The 17,586-nt window shown below is 65.6% G+C and carries 21 protein-coding genes; 10 read left to right on the forward strand and 11 right to left on the reverse strand.

Annotated features, from left to right (window positions below):
* Positions 1 to 526 precede the first annotated feature (526 nt).
* A complete protein-coding gene (locus ACN0SE_RS13940) occupies positions 527 to 904 on the reverse strand; it encodes an HIT domain-containing protein (protein WP_417525138.1) in 378 nt (125 codons plus the stop codon).
* A 9-nt stretch (positions 905 to 913) separates the two neighbouring features.
* Positions 914 to 2,491 carry a DUF5928 domain-containing protein gene (locus ACN0SE_RS13945; RefSeq protein ID WP_417525139.1) on the reverse strand — a complete coding sequence of 526 codons (1,578 nt, stop codon included), beginning with the start codon at positions 2,489 to 2,491 and terminating at the stop codon, positions 914 to 916.
* Positions 2,492 to 2,632: 141 nt separating this feature from the next.
* Here ACN0SE_RS13945 and ACN0SE_RS13950 point away from each other — a divergent pair, with 141 nt between their 5' ends.
* On the forward strand, positions 2,633 to 3,451 hold the full coding sequence (locus ACN0SE_RS13950; protein WP_417525140.1) for a sulfotransferase family protein: 819 nt from the start codon (positions 2,633 to 2,635) through the stop codon (positions 3,449 to 3,451).
* Positions 3,452 to 3,974: 523 nt separating this feature from the next.
* Here ACN0SE_RS13950 and ACN0SE_RS13955 read toward each other — a convergent pair.
* Together ACN0SE_RS13955 and nth are read right to left on the reverse strand one after the other, a co-directional pair.
* The gene (locus ACN0SE_RS13955) at positions 3,975 to 4,967 is read right to left on the reverse strand and encodes an adenosine kinase (RefSeq protein WP_417525141.1); all 993 of its coding nucleotides are present in this window, start codon (positions 4,965 to 4,967) and stop codon (positions 3,975 to 3,977) included.
* Positions 4,964 to 5,608 carry an endonuclease III gene (gene nth, locus ACN0SE_RS13960; RefSeq protein WP_417525142.1) on the reverse strand — a complete coding sequence of 215 codons (645 nt, stop codon included), beginning with the start codon at positions 5,606 to 5,608 and terminating at the stop codon, positions 4,964 to 4,966. Before nth ends, ACN0SE_RS13955 begins: the two co-directional genes overlap by 4 nt.
* 91 nt (positions 5,609 to 5,699) lie before the next feature.
* Here nth and ACN0SE_RS13965 point away from each other — a divergent pair, with 91 nt between their 5' ends.
* From ACN0SE_RS13965 to ACN0SE_RS13980, 4 genes are all read left to right on the forward strand, one after another.
* Complete coding sequence (locus ACN0SE_RS13965) at positions 5,700 to 6,560, forward strand: methylated-DNA--[protein]-cysteine S-methyltransferase (RefSeq protein WP_417525143.1); 861 nt, start codon at positions 5,700 to 5,702, stop codon at positions 6,558 to 6,560.
* A 192-nt stretch (positions 6,561 to 6,752) separates the two neighbouring features.
* Complete coding sequence (locus ACN0SE_RS13970) at positions 6,753 to 7,409, forward strand: OmpA family protein (protein ID WP_417525144.1); 657 nt, start codon at positions 6,753 to 6,755, stop codon at positions 7,407 to 7,409.
* A gap of 137 nt (positions 7,410 to 7,546) precedes the next feature.
* A complete protein-coding gene (locus ACN0SE_RS13975) occupies positions 7,547 to 8,095 on the forward strand; it encodes an NADPH-dependent FMN reductase (protein ID WP_417525145.1) in 549 nt (182 codons plus the stop codon).
* A 49-nt stretch (positions 8,096 to 8,144) separates the two neighbouring features.
* On the forward strand, positions 8,145 to 8,576 hold the full coding sequence (locus ACN0SE_RS13980) for a DUF1330 domain-containing protein (RefSeq protein ID WP_417525146.1): 432 nt from the start codon (positions 8,145 to 8,147) through the stop codon (positions 8,574 to 8,576).
* A 12-nt stretch (positions 8,577 to 8,588) separates the two neighbouring features.
* Here the strand turns inward: ACN0SE_RS13980 and ACN0SE_RS13985 are convergent, their stop codons facing one another.
* Together ACN0SE_RS13985 and ACN0SE_RS13990 are read right to left on the reverse strand one after the other, a co-directional pair.
* Positions 8,589 to 9,278 carry an EI24 domain-containing protein gene (locus tag ACN0SE_RS13985; RefSeq protein ID WP_417525147.1) on the reverse strand — a complete coding sequence of 230 codons (690 nt, stop codon included), beginning with the start codon at positions 9,276 to 9,278 and terminating at the stop codon, positions 8,589 to 8,591.
* On the reverse strand, positions 9,275 to 9,853 hold the full coding sequence (locus tag ACN0SE_RS13990; protein ID WP_417525148.1) for a nitroreductase family protein: 579 nt from the start codon (positions 9,851 to 9,853) through the stop codon (positions 9,275 to 9,277). Before ACN0SE_RS13990 ends, ACN0SE_RS13985 begins: the two co-directional genes overlap by 4 nt.
* A 193-nt stretch (positions 9,854 to 10,046) precedes the next feature.
* Here ACN0SE_RS13990 and ACN0SE_RS13995 point away from each other — a divergent pair, with 193 nt between their 5' ends.
* Together ACN0SE_RS13995 and ACN0SE_RS14000 are read left to right on the forward strand one after the other, a co-directional pair.
* Entirely contained in the window at positions 10,047 to 11,090 is a 1,044-nt protein-coding gene (locus tag ACN0SE_RS13995; RefSeq protein ID WP_417525149.1) for a hypothetical protein, read from the forward strand.
* 3 nt (positions 11,091 to 11,093) lie between these two features.
* Complete coding sequence (locus ACN0SE_RS14000; RefSeq protein WP_417525150.1) at positions 11,094 to 11,321, forward strand: hypothetical protein; 228 nt, start codon at positions 11,094 to 11,096, stop codon at positions 11,319 to 11,321.
* A 5-nt stretch (positions 11,322 to 11,326) separates the two neighbouring features.
* On the opposite strand, the gene ACN0SE_RS14005 is transcribed toward ACN0SE_RS14000, so the two are convergent.
* Positions 11,327 to 11,566: a hypothetical protein gene (locus tag ACN0SE_RS14005; RefSeq protein WP_417525151.1), complete on the reverse strand. Its 240-nt coding sequence runs from the start codon at positions 11,564 to 11,566 to the stop codon at positions 11,327 to 11,329.
* A gap of 123 nt (positions 11,567 to 11,689) precedes the next feature.
* Here ACN0SE_RS14005 and ACN0SE_RS14010 point away from each other — a divergent pair, with 123 nt between their 5' ends.
* Positions 11,690 to 12,418: a M48 family metallopeptidase gene (locus ACN0SE_RS14010; RefSeq protein ID WP_417525152.1), complete on the forward strand. Its 729-nt coding sequence runs from the start codon at positions 11,690 to 11,692 to the stop codon at positions 12,416 to 12,418.
* Between the two features lie 85 nt (positions 12,419 to 12,503).
* Here ACN0SE_RS14010 and ACN0SE_RS14015 read toward each other — a convergent pair whose 3' ends face one another.
* Complete coding sequence (locus ACN0SE_RS14015; RefSeq protein ID WP_417525153.1) at positions 12,504 to 14,408, reverse strand: OmpA family protein; 1,905 nt, start codon at positions 14,406 to 14,408, stop codon at positions 12,504 to 12,506.
* A 169-nt stretch (positions 14,409 to 14,577) separates the two neighbouring features.
* On the opposite strand from ACN0SE_RS14015, the gene ACN0SE_RS14020 reads away from it, so the two are divergent.
* Entirely contained in the window at positions 14,578 to 14,835 is a 258-nt protein-coding gene (locus ACN0SE_RS14020; RefSeq protein WP_417525154.1) for a DUF6455 family protein, read from the forward strand.
* A 345-nt stretch (positions 14,836 to 15,180) separates the two neighbouring features.
* Here the strand turns inward: ACN0SE_RS14020 and ACN0SE_RS14025 are convergent, their stop codons facing one another.
* On the reverse strand, positions 15,181 to 15,468 hold the full coding sequence (locus tag ACN0SE_RS14025) for a DUF1467 family protein (RefSeq protein WP_417525155.1): 288 nt from the start codon (positions 15,466 to 15,468) through the stop codon (positions 15,181 to 15,183).
* Between the two features lie 33 nt (positions 15,469 to 15,501).
* Complete coding sequence (mce, locus tag ACN0SE_RS14030) at positions 15,502 to 15,906, reverse strand: methylmalonyl-CoA epimerase (protein WP_417525156.1); 405 nt, start codon at positions 15,904 to 15,906, stop codon at positions 15,502 to 15,504.
* A 139-nt stretch (positions 15,907 to 16,045) separates the two neighbouring features.
* On the opposite strand from mce, the gene ACN0SE_RS14035 reads away from it, so the two are divergent.
* The gene (locus tag ACN0SE_RS14035; RefSeq protein WP_417525157.1) at positions 16,046 to 16,762 is read left to right on the forward strand and encodes a response regulator; all 717 of its coding nucleotides are present in this window, start codon (positions 16,046 to 16,048) and stop codon (positions 16,760 to 16,762) included.
* A gap of 49 nt (positions 16,763 to 16,811) precedes the next feature.
* On the opposite strand, the gene ACN0SE_RS14040 is transcribed toward ACN0SE_RS14035, so the two are convergent.
* Positions 16,812 to 17,525 carry a GNAT family N-acetyltransferase gene (locus tag ACN0SE_RS14040; RefSeq protein ID WP_417525158.1) on the reverse strand — a complete coding sequence of 238 codons (714 nt, stop codon included), beginning with the start codon at positions 17,523 to 17,525 and terminating at the stop codon, positions 16,812 to 16,814.
* Positions 17,526 to 17,586 lie beyond the last annotated feature (61 nt).

Genomic DNA, 17,586 nt, shown 5'->3' on the forward strand with positions numbered 1-17,586 from the left:
GCCACCGAGTGGCTCTGGTCCTACAACCATGAACGCCCGAACATGGGCAACGGCGGGATGACACCTGCACAGAAACTGAAGATGGCCGCATAAATTCTACGACCAAGCCCCCGCAAAAACGGGGGGATTACCGAGCCATCTCAAAAGACCGCTTCGAGGCAAACGCCCCGGCGCGGATTCAAGGCCGTCAGGCCGCCGCGCCATCGTCATGCCAAAGGCATGCCTCCGGCATGACCCGCCCCCCGGGGCGGCGATTTGGCTGATCTGGGGTGCGCTGCTCGGAGTTCGTTCGGAGGTGGCAGGGATAAAGCGCTGCCGAACGACAGCAGGATCGCCACACCGCGGGTCGGCGATGGCGCGGCTTTCGCTTTAGCGGTGACCAGCAGCGACACCCGCCCCGGACCTGATTCGGGGCCTCACCTCAAGCCTTGTTAAAGAGGTCCCGGATCAAGTCCGGGACGCGGGAGGCCAGGCCGTCGCGACCGTCCGTCAGACGTTGCTCCGGTTCAAATCCGCGCCCCCAAGGTCACGCCTTGGCCAGCATCCGCCCGAGGTTGCGACCGCCCAGCACGTGGACATGCAGATGCGGCACCTCCTGCACCCCGTCCTGCCCGGCGTTGGAGATCAGCCGGAAGCCGCCGCCTTCGCCGAGGTCCACACCGCAGATCTTCGCCACCGAGCCGATGGCGCGCACGTAGTCGACGATCTCGGCCTCGCTGGCCTCGAGCGCGAAATGGTCGAAGCTGACATAGGCCCCTTTAGGGATCACCAGCACATGGGTCGGGGCCTGCGGGGTGATGTCCTGAAAGGCCAGCGAATGCTCGGTTTCGAGCACCGTGGTGTTGGGGATCTCGCCCCGCAGGATTTTTGCAAAGATATTCTGGTCGTCATAGTCGTAGGACATGCGGTTTCCTCAATCGGCAAACAGGTGATCGGTGCGGGCGAGATCCAGCGAGGTCTCCGGCGGGATCTGCAGGAAATCGGCGATGACACAAGCGTTTTTCTCGGGTGTTTCCCATTCGCGGATCTGCCCGTAGTTGGAGAACGCGGCCTCGCGGATTGCCTCGCTCTCGAACAGGACGTCGTTGCGGATGGTGGGCAGCAGGCGGCGCAGGGCGTCGGGCTTGGTGTGATCGCCGGCCAAGCCCGCGCGCTTGGCATGGCCCACAAGGTAGGCATCGGTGAAGTTGCACTGCACCTCGAGCATCCGGGTGACCGAGCGGTCGCCGTAGAAATCCTGCAACAGGTCGAGGTTGGCGGGATCGAGGCAGATCAGCAGGCGGTCGGTGTCGTAATAGTCGAACAGCATCCGCATCAGCGCCCGGCGGTGGCGGTGCCGCTTGCCCATGGTCGACTGGATGCCGCCCAGATCGGGCAGGGCGCAATCGGCCTCGTTGAACAGATATTCGACCGCCGGGATATTGGTCAGCTGCTGGATGCGCCAGACCAGCCGCTTGGCGACATGCCATTTCTTGCAGACCACGATCAACATCTCGCGGTCGCGGCCGAGCGAACCCTCGTTTTCCCAGAAGCGCGGTGCGAACCGCCGGCCCTCGCGGCCGCGCCCGGTCAGGAAGGTATAGAGACTGCGGCCCTCATTGGAGATCTGGAACTCGGCTCCGTCAGAGGAATAAAGCACACCGAGCCGGCGCTTGAGCTCATGCGCCTCGGGGCTGATCTTGCGGGCGAAGAGGTAGTCCTGACTCATCAACAGGTCGTAGTGGTCATTGTAGAAGTTGACCGGCATGCCGTAGTCGGAAAACAGCAGGAAGGTCAGGGTGCGACCGCGGATCTCCTCTTCCGGCACCAGGTGGCGCACCAGGGTCTGAAAGAAGGTCTCGTCGGGAATCCAGGTGGTGCGGAAAAAACGCATCACGTCGCGGCGGCTGCGAGTGAAGTCGAGGATCCACTCGATGGTGCGGCGGCGCAGGCACCACCACTGGCTGCCGATCATGATCTGCAGGTCAGCGGGGATCGCGCGTTCCAGCCCGAAGCGCTTCTGCAGGTTCATCGAGGCATAGAACAGCCGCTTGTTTTCGCGTTCGTTGAAGTAGTGACGATAGATCAGACGCTCGGCCTGAATGCCGGTCTTGATCCAGTCGCTCTCGAAGAAGTCGAAGCTCTCGATGAAGTCGGCGTCATTCTCGTCGAGGAACTCGTGGGTGTACTCGGCCGATTTGATCGCCATGCAGTCGCCCGACAGCATGTAGAAATGCGTGGCCTTGGGGAAAGCCTCGACCGCGGCCTCGGTCGCCAGCAGCGTCGCCTCGACCAGCGACCACTCGCCCCAGCCGCATTTGATCCGCCGTTTGGCGAAGGTGACCCTCTCGTTGTCCTTCAGCGCCGCATGAATCCGCTCATAGGCCGCGCGCGGCGCGCGGGCGTCAAAGTGGATCGACATGTAGTCGTCCTTCGCCGTAAGCCGCTGGGCCTGTTTGATAATGGCCTCGGGGTCCTTGTGGCACAGCAATATGAAGGCTATCTTCGCCATTGTGATCTAGATCATACCCCGCACGATGCGCACTGGCTCTCAGTTAAAGCCGATGACGTGTTGAATAAACAGGGTTTATTAACAAAATTGTATGAGCTTATAAGCCATGCAGCGACAAGAGCAGATTGGAGGCAGGTGACCATGGGCTTTCCCGGCACATGGATGACGGAGAGTGAAAGTGTGGTCTATCGCGTGGTGCCCAAGTGCGCCTGCTCGACCATTGGACAGATCCTCTATTATTCCGACCACGGCGAATTCTTCGATGGCGACATTCATGACGCCACCACCGGCCTGCACAAGTGGTCACGGGAAGACAGTCAGAACCTGATCAACGCCAACGTCAAGACGCACCAGGCTTATGCCTTCACCTGCGTGCGCAACCCCTACACCCGCATCCTGTCGTCCTTCTTCGACAAGATCTGCGGCATCCAGCGCAACGGCAACCGCTACCGCGGCAACCTTGTGCCGATGCTGATCCAGAAATACGGCATCGAGGTGGGTGGCGAGGATGGCAAGGGCGAGTTCGACCAGATCGCCAGCTTCCGCCGCTTCCTGCTGTTTGCCCGCGACACCATCAAGTTCCGCAAGCCGATGGACCCGGACATTCACTGGTCCGCCACCTCGGGGCATGTCTCGACCTTCATCTGCAACGGCGGGCGCTACGACAAGATCATCTGGACCGAGAAGTTCAACGAAGGCATGGCCGAGGTGATCGACGCGATCGACACCCGCCACGAGGTCAAGATCGACGAAATCCCGCGGTTCAACGAGAGCGAGGGCCATGGGCCCAAGCGGGCGCATCCGGTCGAGGACTATTTCGACGACCTGTCGATGCATCTGGTCTACGAAATGTACAAACGCGACTTCGACGTCTTCAAGTATGACGCCGCCGATCCGTCGAACAAGATGCCGATCGGCGAGATCGACCTCGACGAGGTACACGCCAAGCTGGGCGAGTGATCCGGTTTTGCGTGACGCCGTCCCGGACTTGATCCGGGACCTCTTGTTTCGCACTCGGGCTGGCTGTGAGGCCCCGGATCAAGTCCGGGGCGGGAGGTCCGCGGGGCGAGTGTTGCGCTGAATTGTGGAAGCAAGGCGCATCAGTCGACACGACGGGATTTCATCGCCGGAACATCACCAACCTTGTCCCGCCAAATTCCCGCACGCGGCTCTCGAACCCAAGCGCCCCCGCTTTCCCCTCACCCCAGCGCGGAATCAAGGCCGAAGGCCGCCGCGCCATCGCCGACCCGCCCCCCGGGGGGGCGATATGTCTGCAGTAGGCGCGTCGCTCGAAGGCCTTCCTGACTTGGCCGAGATAAAGCGCCGATGAACCAAGGTTGGATCGCCACCCCGCGGGTCGGCGATGGCGCGGCCCGGGCTGATGTTGCGGGAGGTCCCGGATCAGGTCCGGGACAGTGTTGGAACGGATGGGTGACCTCACCGCAATCCGGCGATGGCGCGGCTCGGTGCTGCCGACCGCCCCTTACCCCGCCAGCCCTGCCGCCTCGAACACCTGCATCAGGTCGGTCTCGGCCCGCGGCCCGACGTGGCGAATGACCTCGCCCGCCACCGCACAGCCCATCCGCCCGCAGGTCTGCATGTCCAACCCCTGCGCCAGTCCGTAAAGGAATCCGGCGGCAAAGCCGTCGCCTGCGCCGGTAGCATCCACCGGCACGATCCGCTGCACGCCCACATCCGTGCGCACCCCGTCAGCGACGATCGTCACCCCGTCGCCCGACCGCGTACAGGCCACCAGCGGACAGATCGCCGCCACCTTCGCCAGCGCCTCTTCGGTATCCTCGGTCTCGTAAAGCGAGCGGATCTCGGCCTCGTTGCCGATCACGTAGTCCAGCTCGTTCTCGATCAGGTTCAGGAAATCCGCCCGGTGCCGCTCGACGCAGAACGGATCGGAAATCGCGATCCCCGCCTTGCCGCCCGCCGCGCTGCAGGCGCGGGCCATCCGGGTGAAGGCCTCCTTGCCCTTGTCCTTGTCGAAGAGATAGCCCTCGAGAAAGACGATCTCGGCATTGCGCGCCACCTCTTCGTCCACATCATCCGGCCCCAGCTCGGCGGAGATCCCGAGGTAGGTGTTCATCGACCGCTCGCCATCCGGCGAGACAAAGATCATCGAGCGCGAGGTCGGCAGCTCGCCCCCCGGCACCGGCGGATTGACAAAGGCGGTGCCGACATCGGTCATCGCCTTGGCATAGAAGCGGCCCAGCGCATCGTCGTGCACCCGGCCGACAAAGGCGGTCTTCAGCCCGAGGTTGCCGACCCCGGCAATGGTGTTGGCGACCGAGCCGCCGGCCGCCTGCTTGCGCTCGCCCATGGCGCCATAAAGCACCTCGGCACGCTCGCGCTCGATCAGCTGCATGATGCCCTTCTCGATGCCCATGTGATCGAGGAAGCTGTCGTCGGCCTGGGTGATCACGTCGACGACGGCGTTGCCGATGCCGACAACCTGGTAGGTTTTCATAAGGTCTTGTCCTCGTACATGCAGAGATCGCGAATGATGCAGGTGGCGCACATCGGTTTGCGCGCCTTGCAGATGTAACGCCCGTGCAGGATCAGCCAGTGATGGGCGTGCTGCTGGAAATCCACCGGGATATTGTCCTCGATGGCGCGTTCGACGGCGTCGACATCCTTGCCCGGGCAGATGCCCGAGCGATTGCCGACGCGAAAGATATGGGTGTCCACCGCCTGCGCCGGGTAGCGCCACCACATGTTGAGCACCACATTGGCAGTCTTGCGCCCGACGCCGGGCAGCGACACCAGCGCGGCGCGGGAATTGGGCACCTCGCCGCCATATTCCTCGACGAGGATGCGGCTCAGCTTGATGACGTTCCTGGCCTTGTTGCGGAACAGCCCGATGGTCTTGATGTGCTCGATGACACCCTCTTCACCCAGCGCCAGCATCTTCTCCGGCGTGTCGGCGATCCTGAAAAGCTCTTTCGTCGCCCGGTTCACCCCGGCATCGGTCGCCTGCGCCGACAGCGCCACCGCCACCACCAGCGTATAGGCGTTGACGTGATCGAGCTCGCCCTTGGGCTCGGGTTCGGCCGCCTGAAAACGGGTAAAGATCTCGCGGATCGTGTGATAATCGAGCTGTCTGGCCATGTAGGCTCTATGGCCCAGCGCCTGCAGAAGCGCAACATTCGGGTCGCGGGGCGGCGGCTGGCGCCCTAGATTGAGGCAAAGGAGTTGCCTTATGACCATGCAGGAACACGGATATCACTACCAGGTCATGCGCCGCGCCATCGAGCTGATCGACGCCAGCCAGGCGCCGCTGACGCTCGAGGCGCTGGCCGGCGAGATGAACATGAGCCCGGCGCATTTCCAGCGGCTGTTCTCGAAATGGGTCGGCGTCTCGCCCAAACGTTACCAGCAATACCTGGCGCTGGGCCACGCCAAGGCGCTCCTGCGCGAACGCTTCACCACCCTGGCCGCCGCCGATGGCGCCGGGCTGTCGGGCTCGGGCCGGCTGCACGACCTCTTTCTCAGGTGGGAGGCAATGAGCCCCGGCGATTACGCCGAGGGCGGCGCCGGGCTCACCATCTCCTGGGGCTGGTTCGACAGCCCCTTCGGCCGCGCCCTGGTCATGGGGACCGAGCGCGGCATCTGCGGGTTGGGCTTTGCCGCCGAGACGGGCGAAGCGGCCTGCATGGCCGACCTGCGCAGCCGCTGGCCCGCCGCGCACTACACCGAGGCGCCGGAGCAGCTGGCCCCTTGGGTCGAGGCCGCTTTCGGCGAGCAGTCTGGCGGCGAAACCCCGCTCTACCTGATCGGCGCCCCCTTCCAGATCAAGGTCTGGGAGGCGCTGCTGGCCATCCCTTCGGGCCATGTCACCACCTATTCCGAAATCGCCCAGTCCATCGGCCGCCCCAGGGCGGTGCGCGCCGTCGGCACGGCCGTGGGCCGCAACCCGGTCTCCTGGCTGATCCCCTGCCACCGGGCCCTGCGCAAATCCGGCGCGCTGGGCGGCTACCACTGGGGACTGCCGGTCAAACGCGCCCTGCTGGCCTATGAATCCGCCAGGTCGGACGCCCTCCCCCCTGCTTCTTCTGTTTGAAAATACCCTCGGGGGAGTCGCCTTTGGCGACGGGGGCAGAGCCCCCCTTCCCGCCTTGGCGGGAACCGGCGCTTCCGGCGGCGAAGTTCCGCCGATTCCCCCTTGCACGCGATTGTGAGCAGCAGCAGGATCGCTGGCAGTGTAAAGCACGCGCGGCGTGCGACAGCGCAAACAATGAGGCGAACGAATACCATGACTTTCCTGAGCAAACCCATCCTGCTGGCCACGGCCACAGCGCTTTCGCTTGCGGCCTGTACGACCAACGGCCCCAACCAGAACCAGAAGGCCCGCCAGGGCGCGATCTTCGGCGGCATTGCCGGCGCGGCGGCGGGTGCGATTGCCGGCGGCAACGAGGTCGAGAAACGCAACCGCATCATCGGCGGCGCGCTGGTCGGCGCCAGCGTCGGGGCCGGCATCGGCAACATGCTCGACCGCCAGGAGGAAGACCTCCGCGCCAGCATGCAGAGCGGCAACGTCAAGATCACCAACACCGGCGACCGCCTGATCGTCACCCTGCCGAACGACATCCTGTTCGCCGTAGATGACGCCACCGTGCGCCCCGATCTGCAGCGCGACCTGCGGGCGCTGGCCAGCAACCTGCAGGCCTATCCGAACTCGACCGTGCAGATCGTCGGCCATACCGACAGCGACGGCGACGCCGCCTATAACCTCGGCCTGTCCAAGCGCCGGGCGGACTCCGTGGCCAATATCCTCGTGGCCTCCGGTGTCTCGGGCAGCCGCCTGCAGACCATCGGTCGTGGCGAAGACCAGCCGGTGGCAGACAACCTGACACCGCAGGGCAAGGCGCAGAACCGCCGGGTCGAAATCGTGATCCTGCCCAACGCCTGATCCGCTATCAGGTCTGACCTGACCAGCCTCGGTCCGCAGCAGTTGCGGGCCGGGGCTTTTTCCTGCGCGCCTGCCGCGCCTTGCCTTGTGGCCGCTTTGACGTATGTCCTTGGGTCACACGTCAGAAGAGGCAGACCATGGCAGTGAAACTCCTGGGGATTTCCGGCTCCCTCCGCGCCGACTCGTCCAACACCAAGCTGATGCGCGAAGCGCTGCGGCTTTTCGGCGAGGCCGAGACCGCCGAGGCCAACCTGCGCCTGCCGCTCTATGACGGCGATCTCGAAGAGGCCGAGGGCATCCCGCCGGAGGTTCAGACCCTCGCCGACCAGATTGCCGCCGCCGATGCGCTGGTGATCTCGGGGCCCGAGTACAACAAGGGTATTTCCGGCGTCCTGAAGAATGCGCTCGACTGGGTCAGCCGGACGGATGTCTTTCCCTGGAACGGCAAGCCGGTGGCGATCATGTCGGCCGCGTCGGGCCGGGCCGGCGGCGAACGCACCCAGATGATGCTGCGCGCCTGCCTCGTGGCCTTTCGGCCGCGACTGCTGCAGGGCCCCGAGGTGATGCTGGCCCAGGGGCGCGAACAGTTCGACGAGGCCGGCCGGCTGACCAACGAGCGCACCGAGAAGACCCTGACCGCGCTGATGGCGGCCCTGCAGGAGGAAGTGCGGCGTCAGGGGTTGTGACCGGCGCGGCGATTGCTCACCCTGTCGGCCCCAGCCAGCAGGAGCGCCCATGCCCGCCCACGTCGATCCCACCCGCGAAAGCTTTGCCCAGTTCCGCGAAATGCAGCGCCCCGGGCCGGTGCATATGCTCAACCTCGTGCGCCTGCACGATCGCGCGCGCTATCAAGACGGCACCGAGGCCACCGGCGCCGAGGCCTACCGCGCCTATGCCCGCGAAAGCGGCCCGGTGTTCGAACGGCTGGGCGGGCGTCAGGTCTGGGTCGGGCGGCCGGAATTGATGCTGATCGGCCCGTCGGACGAACGCTGGGACATCGCCTTCATCGCCGAATATCCGTCGGTCGATGCTTTCGTGGCGATGATCCGCGACCCCGATTATCGCCTCGCGGTGCGGCACCGGCAGGCGGCAGTGGCCACCTCGCGGCTCATCCGCATGGAGCCCGGCCGGCCCGGGGCGCATTTCGGCGAACTGGCCGAGGGCTAGCCCGTCGCGCGCTCAGCGGCGCGCGAGGGTGTGGTAGATATGGGTGAAGGTGGCGGCGCCGAGGATTGGCACCAGCAGGTTCACCAGCGGCACGCTGAGCGGCATCGCCATCAGGATTCCGGCTATCCAGATCGTGGCGGAATGCTTGCGCCGCATCGCCTTGGCACCTTCGCGGCCAATCCGGCGCATGGCGGCCAGGGTGAAATATTCCCGCCCCAGCAGAAACCCGTTCATTCCCCAGAAGATGAAGGGCGTGGCCGGCGGGAAGAAGACATAAAGCACAAAGGCCAACAGGTTGGCGCCGATCAGCAGGCCGAGAAAGCTCACCGTGTCACGCGCCGCATCGGCAAAGGGTACCGGCGTCGCCGGGGGCAGGGCGGGGTAATGCCGGTCCTCGACCGCCTGCGCCACCTCGTCGAGAAAGAGCGAGGTGATGGCCGAGGCGACCGGGATCATCAGAAAGGCCGAGAGCACAATCATGAAGATCAGCGACCCCACGCTCAGCAGGTCGCCGACCCAGGTGACCTCGCCCACCAGCGGCAGGGTGGTGCTTTCGCCGGTCAGCCATTCGATCAGCCACAACAGCCCGGCATAGGCGCCGAATAGCAGCGCCACGGTCAGGCCGATGCCCATCCAGAGCACCTTGCGAAAACGCGGATCGCTGAGCTGGCTCAGCGACTTGAGAAAGGAGGAAAAGATCATCTGTCCATCCAGGTGACGGTGCTGGCGAGGTTGGGGCGCGGCCGTTCCGGCGGCGCGGCGCGTTCGGTGCCGATGTGGATCAGCCCGGCGACGCTTTCGCCCGGCGCAAGGCCGAGGCCCTCTTCGACAAAGCCGCGGTCATGGCTGGCCCAGCCCGAGAGCCAGTTCGCCCCCCAGCCCGCCGCGAGGGCCGCATTGAGCAGCGACAGGCAGACGGCGCCGGCGGAATAGAGCTGTTCGACCTCAGGCACCTTCTCAGAGGCCACCGGCGCCGCGATCACTGCCACCGCCAGCGGGCTGTCGGCATAGGTAGCGCGGGTCTTCTCGATCTGGTCGGGGTCAAGGCCCAGGGCGGTGCCACGGGTCAGCGCCAGCGCCGCCAGCCGGTCAAGCGCCGCGCGTTCCAGCACGATCAGCCGCCACGGCTCGAGCTTGCCGTGATCAGGGCTGCGCAGGGCGGCGGTCAGGATCGGTGCCAGCGCCGCGCGGTCGGGCGCGGGGGCCTGCAAGGTCTTGGCCGGGCGCGACCGGCGGTTGAGCAGAAACTCCAGGGCGGCGGGATTGGGATCGGGCATGCGGCTCTCCTGTCGGGTTGCCGCTTATGTCACCCGTCGCGCCGGGGTTTTCAAGGGCAGGCGATGCGGGGCGCGGCAGCGGGCGACACGTCAGGGCTGTTGGTCAGAGATCTGCACACCTCAAGGTTGACTTTACGTCAGGCCCGGGCCTATGCTGGGGGCGATTTTTTCATGCTTTCCGGCGGGTTTCGATATGCGCCACTTCATTTTTCTTGCCGGCGTCATTGCCGGCCTGACCCTTGCCGCACCGGGCTTTGCGGCCGGTCCCTGTGACGGCGGCATCGGCTGCCGGACGCCCGGGATCGCCGGCTCGTCTTCCATGCAGGGGGGCTTGTATGATTGTTTCGTCGGGGTCGACGGGCACACGACATGCTTCCATGCTTATGAGACGCCCGCCGAAATGGCGGATGGTCACGACAGCTACCGCGACTATTCCGACGGCTTTCCCGACAGCCATGGAAGCAACGATGACCAGCCGACGGCCGGCAACGGCGGCGGCACCGAGGATTATTCCGCCCCGGTGATCGGTGGCGGTGTCCCCCGCGATGAGCCGGTCGCCGCTGCCGGGGCCGACTGGTGGGAATACGAGGCGACGCGGCTGTTTGCCGGGCCCGACATGATCCCGCCGCAGGATTTCGCCGCCTATGCCATCCTTGCCACCCGGCATTCGCCGCGCGGCTCGGACCGCAGCCGCTACGAGGTGATCTGTGCCGCCTATCTCGAGGTTCTGGAAGCTTCCGACGCCCCGAGCGTGCCCTCGACCGACAAGCAGCTGGTGACCGTCTGGCCTGTGGCCGAACCCGGGCTCGAGATGATCGGGCTGGCCGACACCCCGGCCGAGCGCTGCGCCGCCGCCATCGACCATTACCACCTGCCCAGCGGCCGCCAGGCAATCAAGGAGGCCGAGCGCGGCTCGCCCGCCCTGTTGCAGGAGCTGTCGGTGCTTGACGGGCCGTTCCTGCTGGCCTGGAACCCCTCGACCGACAAGGGCAACCCCGGCGTGCCGCTGTTTCGCATGGACCTGTCGCAGGTCAGGACCGAGTCGCAGGCGCGGGCCTTCTTCCGGCTCTGGCGCAAGGGCATCCTGGAGAACACCGACCACTGGGTCGACGGCTGGCAGGACGTGGGCACGCGGCTGCGGCTCAAGGTCTATATCGAGAATTATTCCGATCAGGCGCTCTCCGGTCTTGGCCAGGCCGGCAAGCTGGTCACGGTCTTCTATCCCGGAGGGAACTGAGCCATGTCGCGGACCTATGTTCTGACCCTTGGTGTCGTGATGGGCATCGCGCTGGCGCTGTTTGCCGATGTACAGGGCGGTCCGGCCTGGGCGGCCTGCATCCTGCTCGGGGTGATGGCGGTGGTGCTGCTCTCGGGACTGGTGACCCTGGCGATGCGGCTGCTGCGCCGGGAGAAACCTGCCCCACCCGCCCCGCCGCCAGAGCCGGCGCAGGACGGCGAGACACCCTGAGCGTCTCAGCCCTCTTCGGTGGCGCGGCGATAGACGCCTTCGGGCAGATCGATCGCGGTGGCCAGGTCGCGCATCTGGGCGATCGACAGGGTGATCCGGTTCACCCGATCCTCGCGCGGATCATATTGCTCGACGGTGATGCATTCGGCAAAGCCGTTGACGACGACATCCTCCTGCAGCGGGGTGTCGCCCTCGTCCACCAGCGTGACAACCGTGGCGTCGAATTCGTGTTCAATCGTAAACATGGGGTCAGCCTAAAGTCTGCCGAGGCTTTTGCAATGGGCCGCGAGAGGGCGATAAGCAATTCCTTGCCTTGTGACTTTTCGTATCTGGTCCCCGCCGGTGTCACGCCCTAGGTTCACCCTGATATGACTCGTTTTTCGCTTCTCTTCCTGACCTTCTTCCTCTCGGCCTGTGCCGCGATCCCCACTGTGCGGCCGGTGCCGCCCGGGCCGGACCGCGATGCCGGCACGCAGAGTGATGCGCAGATCCAGCGCCGCGCCGATGCCGCGGCGCGGCAGTTCGTGGCCGTCGTCGAGGCGGTCGAACCGGTGGCCGAGGCCGAGTGCCGCCGGGTGCGGCGCGTCGGGCCCTGCGATTTCCAGATCGTGGTGGATGACCGGCCCGGACAGGCGCCCAACGCCTTTCACACGCTCGACCGGCAGGGCCGGCCGATCATTGCCTTCAACCTCGCGCTGATCCTCAACGTCGACAATGCCGACGAGCTGGCCTTTGTCATGGGGCACGAGGCGGCGCATCACATCGGCGGCCATATCGAGCGGGCACAGCGCAATGCGACGCTGGGGTCAGAGCTCTTCGGTCGCGCGGCCTCGACGATCTCGGGTGGCGACACCGGTGCCATTCAGGCCGGGGTCGAGCTGGGGGCCGTGATCGGGCGGCGCAGCTTTACCAAGGATTTCGAGCTCGAGGCCGATGCCATCGGCACAGTGATCGCGCACAAGGCGGGCTTCGACCCGGTGCGCGGCGCCGAGTTCTTTGCCCGCATTCCCGATCCGGGCAACCGGTTCCTCGGCACCCATCCGCCCAATGCCGCACGGATCGACACCGTGCGCCGCGTGGCCGCCGGGTTGAGATAGCAAAGACCCAGGTCGAAAGACAGAAAACCCCGCGTCATCCCTGACGCGGGGTTTTGTCGTTTCATGGTTTACGCGGTGCCGCGGCTCAGTCGAGCCGGGCGCTGCGTTGCAGGAGCGGCGTGATCCGGCGCACGGTGGCGCGGCGGTTGGCACGCTCGGGGCCTTCACGCGGCACCAGCAGGTCGCTCTCGCCGTAGCCCTGGATCACCAGGTTCTCCGGCGGCACGTTGAAGTATTCCACCAGCGCCAGAGCCACCGATTCCGCCCGACGGTCCGACAGGGCGAGGTTGTAGGCGGCGTCGCCCACGGTGTCGGTATGGCCTTCGACGAGGAACAGCTCGTCGGGGTTGGCAGCGATGAAATCGGCCAGTTGCGAGCCCAGATCAGCCAGTTCCTCGGCTTCGCCCGGCTGGATCACGGCGGACCCGGTCTGGAAGTTCACCGCGTCGAGGGTGACTTCGGGCATCAGGTGACGCACTTCACGGATCGTGCGGACCTGGTTGAGCGTGAAACGACGGTCCACATTGGCCGAGAGCTGCGCGTTCAGTGCCGCTTCCAGCGCGCTGCGGTCATTGGTGGTCACCACCGGGGCGGGGCGCGCCTCGGGCAGGGTGGTCACGTCGACCGGTTCGACCTCGCGCTCGGTGTCGTCAAACAGCACGATGCGGGTGCCATCGGCGCGGACCTGGACCCGGCGCACAACGGTACCGTCAGCGGAGCGCACGGTGATCACCTGGCTGCCGTCGGGACGCGTGACAACCACGCGCGAGGAGCCGTCCTCGAAGTTGCGGGTTTCGACCTGGGCACCGGGGCGGCGCAGCAGGACGTCGTCATCCTTGATCACTTGCAGTTCGGTGCCGCGGCGCACGACAACCCGGTCGCCGGAGTTCGACACGACCTCGTCGGCATTGCCGAGGATCTGGCTCAGCGCCAGCACGCCAAGACCAAGGGCCGCGGCGGTTTCCGCATCGGTGAAGCCGCGCTTCTTGTCCTTCTTGTCATCGTCCTTGTCGACGCCTTGCTCGGCAGGCTGTTCGACGATGACCTCGGTGTCGAAGGCCTCGTTGCTCGAACGCACGTTGTCTTCGGTCAGGGTCTCGACAACCACTTCGCCTTCGGCGGTGGCGGCATCGTCATCGGCGGCCATCGGCGGGTTTTCCGCCTCGACCGGGGCCGACTCGGTCACTTCGACCTCGGCGGCCGAGGCTTCGACCTCCATGCCCAGCGCCAGCTTCACTTCGGTGCGCAGCTGGTCTTCGGTCAGGTCTTCGGTGGCACCGATGTCGAGCGAGAGATCAGTGGCCAGCGCCAGAAGCTGGTCGCGGCCCATGGCATCGATGTCGCTGGCGCTCACGAGGCCGGCGGCGCCGGGATCGGCGGGCGCGACTTCTTCGACCACGGGGCTGTCAGCCGGGTCGATCACGACCTGAGCCTCCTCCAGCGCTTCGCGCAGGTCCTCGGTCTGTTCGGCGGCGTCCTCGGTGGCGGCCTCGACCTCAGCCTCGACCTCGGCCTGCAGCGCCTCGTTGGTTTCAGCGGCAGCCTCGGCTTCCGCTTCGACCTCGGCCTCCAACGCTTCGTTGGTTTCGGCGGCAGCCTCGGCTTCCGTCTCGACCTCGGCCTCAGCCTCCAACGCCTCGTTGGTCTCGGCGACCACCTCGGCTGCACCTTCGGTCACGGCCTCTGCCGCCTCTTCGGCCTGTTCGCTCAGCGCCTCTTCAGCGTCCGAGACCTCGAGACCGAGCTCTGTCTTGACCGCGATCCGCAGCTCGTCGTCGTCCATTTCCAGGACCGCGTCACGGTCAAGGCCCATCAGAACGCCAAGCTTTACAAGCAGCTCGCGCTCCATCTCGTCGATCTGTTCGACAGAGGGCATCTGGCCGGTTTCAAGACCGGACAGGTCGTAGGTTTGAGCCGGAGCGACCGCAGGGACCGTCAGCGCAAGGCACAGCGCCATGGCCGTGCTTTTCATCAGGAGTGGTCTGGTCATGATAATTCCTCTTCTACTCTTGGCCGCTCAACTCTGCGAACCCGCGGATGTTCCACGCGCCACATCGGGCCGGGGTCACTTTCGCGCGACGGGCCGGTTTGACTCAGATCAAGGTGCGCGGCTTTGCGGTCTGCGACAGTGGGCACAGGCCGCAACAGGAGGACGCGCCATGCAGTCACCACGGACGATCAAACGCCACGCCATTCTGACGGACCGAATGGCCACGGCGCGCGGTCTCGACATGGAGGAGCAGGTGCTGCGCGGCCGGATCAGCAGCGCGGAGGTGGCGGATGCAGTGCTGAGCTGTACCGCCTGCAGCTGTCCGGAGGCCTGCGGCCATTGGCTCGACCGGCAGGCGGAGCCGGCCGAGGCAAGCCCGGGCTATTGCCGCAATGCCCGGATGTTCGACGCCCTGGCCAAAGCCTGAGGGCGGCGGCACGTGTTCTGGGGACCCCGACGTCAGGCCGGGATTTCGCAGAAATCCCTGACACTGGGGTTTTTACATGCTATGAAGAGGCCAGTCCTCTGAGGTTTGCATGGCAATGCTGACGTCGGACAGGACGTCAGTTTGGTGACCCGATGCTGGCTGTAAGCGCTTGTGTGCAGTCGGTAGAGGATCGTGCAGGTTGCATTGGCAATCTGCCGGTATCAGGGTCGCCTCGGGTGCGCCGCGCACCTTCGTGCCATCGGCGCGATGCGTGGCCCCGAGGGCGTGGCGCCCGTTCGAGGGGGACGGACGCCACTTCCACCCCCCTGCGATTCCATCGAAAGATCAGCCGGCTTCCCTGGGCGTCATGCGTTCGAACATCCAGCCGTCGATGTCGCGCACGGTGATGAATTCGAACTGGATGATCACGAAGAGCACCACCCAGATCGCGGCGGATATCAGCGTGGTCAGCCAGGCCTTGCGACGCAGGTTGTGGACCTGCGGCGCGCCGGCATGGGTGCCTTCGACCACGTCGCCAAGGTCGCCCTGGGTCTGGATGCGGAAGGGAATCACCACCAGAAAGGTGAGAAACCAGATCACCGCGAAAAGCACGATGCCTGAGGTTATGGCCATGGTCTTGTCCTGTCTGAGGGCACTGCCGCCCGCCTATACCTGTTCCAGCTCGACAAGGCAGCCGTTGAAATCCTTGGGATGCAGGAACAGCACGGGCTTGCCATGGGCGCCGATCTTGGGCTCGCCAGTGCCCAGAACCCGCGCGCCGGTGGATTTCAGGTGATCGCGGGCAGCGAGGATGTCGTCGACCTCGTAGCAGACATGATGGATGCCGCCAGAGGGGTTCTTGTCGAGAAAGCCCTGGATCGGAGAATTTTCTCCCAGGGGATAGAGCAGTTCGATCTTGGTGTTGGGCAATTCGATGAAGATCACCGTGACGCCGTGGTCGGGCTCGTCCTGCGGCGCGCCGACGGTGGCACCAAGCGCGTTGCGATATTGCGCCGCCGCGGCCTCGAGGTCGGGCACGGCGATGGCCACGTGATTGAGACGTCCGATCATGGGGTGGGCTCCTGTCACTTTGCGATGTTGCCGGTGTTATCGCGCGCCGCGACGGGCGGCGCAATCGGACAGGAGCGCGCATTAAACACTTGGTAACCTCCATTGGCGAAAGTGGCAAAGTCAGCGTGGAGGGATCGCTATGGAAGACCTGGAAGACCTTCAATCGGCGCCTGCGCCCTCGGCCGATCGGCCGTTGCTCGGGTTGACCATTCTCGTGGTCGAGGACAGCCGTTTCGCCTGCGAGGCGATGAGGCTTTTGTGCTTGCGATCAGGCGCGCGCATCAGGCGGGCCGATTGCCTGCGCTCGGCGCGGCGGCACCTGCGGGTCTACAGGCCCTCGGTGGTGGTGGTCGACCTCGGCCTGCCGGATGGCTCCGGCGCCGACCTGATCAGCGAGCTGACCACGGCCAGCCCGCGGATCCCGGTGATCCTGGGCACCAGCGGCGACGATTTCTCAGAGGATCTGGCTGTGGCGGCGGGGTCCGACGGGTTCCTGAAAAAGCCGATCACCTCGCTGGTCACCTTTCAGGAGCTGATCCTGTCGCTCCTGCCGCCGGATCGCCAGCCGCTCGGGCCGCGCCCGATGACCGAGATCGAGGTGATGCCGGACCAGATCGCCTATCAGGACGACATGGCCCATATCGCCGGTATTCTGTGCGATGACACCGACGGGCGGACGATGGACTACGTCGGGCAGTTCCTCAGCGGCGTGGCGCGCATCGCCCATGACAAGGCGCTGAGCGATGCCGCCGACCGGCTGATCGCCCTGCGCCGCAAGGGCCAGCCCACGGGATCGCAGGCCGCGCGCATCGCCGGGCTGGTGCAGGAACGGCTGACCCAGCGGGCGGCGATGTAGGCGGGGACACAAAGAAACAGGTTCACGCCGGGGCGGCGACCCGGGGCTCTCAGAGTGTCGGGTCGCTGCCGGCGCGGACCAGGCGGGTGAGATCGCTCAGGCTCTCCTTCTGCCGCCCCTCGGTGTCGAAGTTCGACGGCGCCAGCCAGGCGGCAAAGGCCTCTTGCAGCGCCGGCCACTCCTTGTCGATACAGGCAAACCAGGCAGTGTCGCGGTTGCGTCCCTTGACCACCGTGGCCTGGCGAAAGACCCCTTCGTAGCTGAACCCCAGTCGCTGCGCCGCGCGGCGCGAGTTCTTGTTCAGCGCGTTGCATTTCCACTCGTAGCGGCGATAGCCGGCGTCAAAGGCCCACCGCATCATCAGGTACATCGCCTCGGTGGCGGCGCGGCTGCCGGCGAGGCTCGGGGCAAAGTGGATGTTGCCGACCTCGATCGACCCGGCCTCTGGCGCGATCCGCAGGAAACTGGCGACACCGCCAAAGGCGCCGGAGGTCAGGTCCTGGATGGCGTAAAAGACGTGCTCGGGCCTGCCGACCGTTTCGCGCACCCAGCGGTGGAACTGCGCCGAGGAATGGAACGGGCCATAGGGCATGTAGGTCCAGCGGTCGTCATGGCCCTCGAAGGCGCGAAACAGCAGGGCGGCATGACGCTCGGCGTCGAGCGGTTCGAGCCGTACAAAGCGGCCCTGCAGGACCTCGCCCGTCGGTCGGGGAGGCGGAGACCAGTTGGCCACGGTCTCTCCGACGGGGAGCAAGTCGTTCATATCTCAGGCCCTTGTCGCATTCCGGCAAGGATAGGCGCTGGGCGGGAAAAGGGAAGATGCA

The organism is Marinovum sp. (assembly GCF_048263515.1).
GTDB lineage: Bacteria > Pseudomonadota > Alphaproteobacteria > Rhodobacterales > Rhodobacteraceae > Marinovum.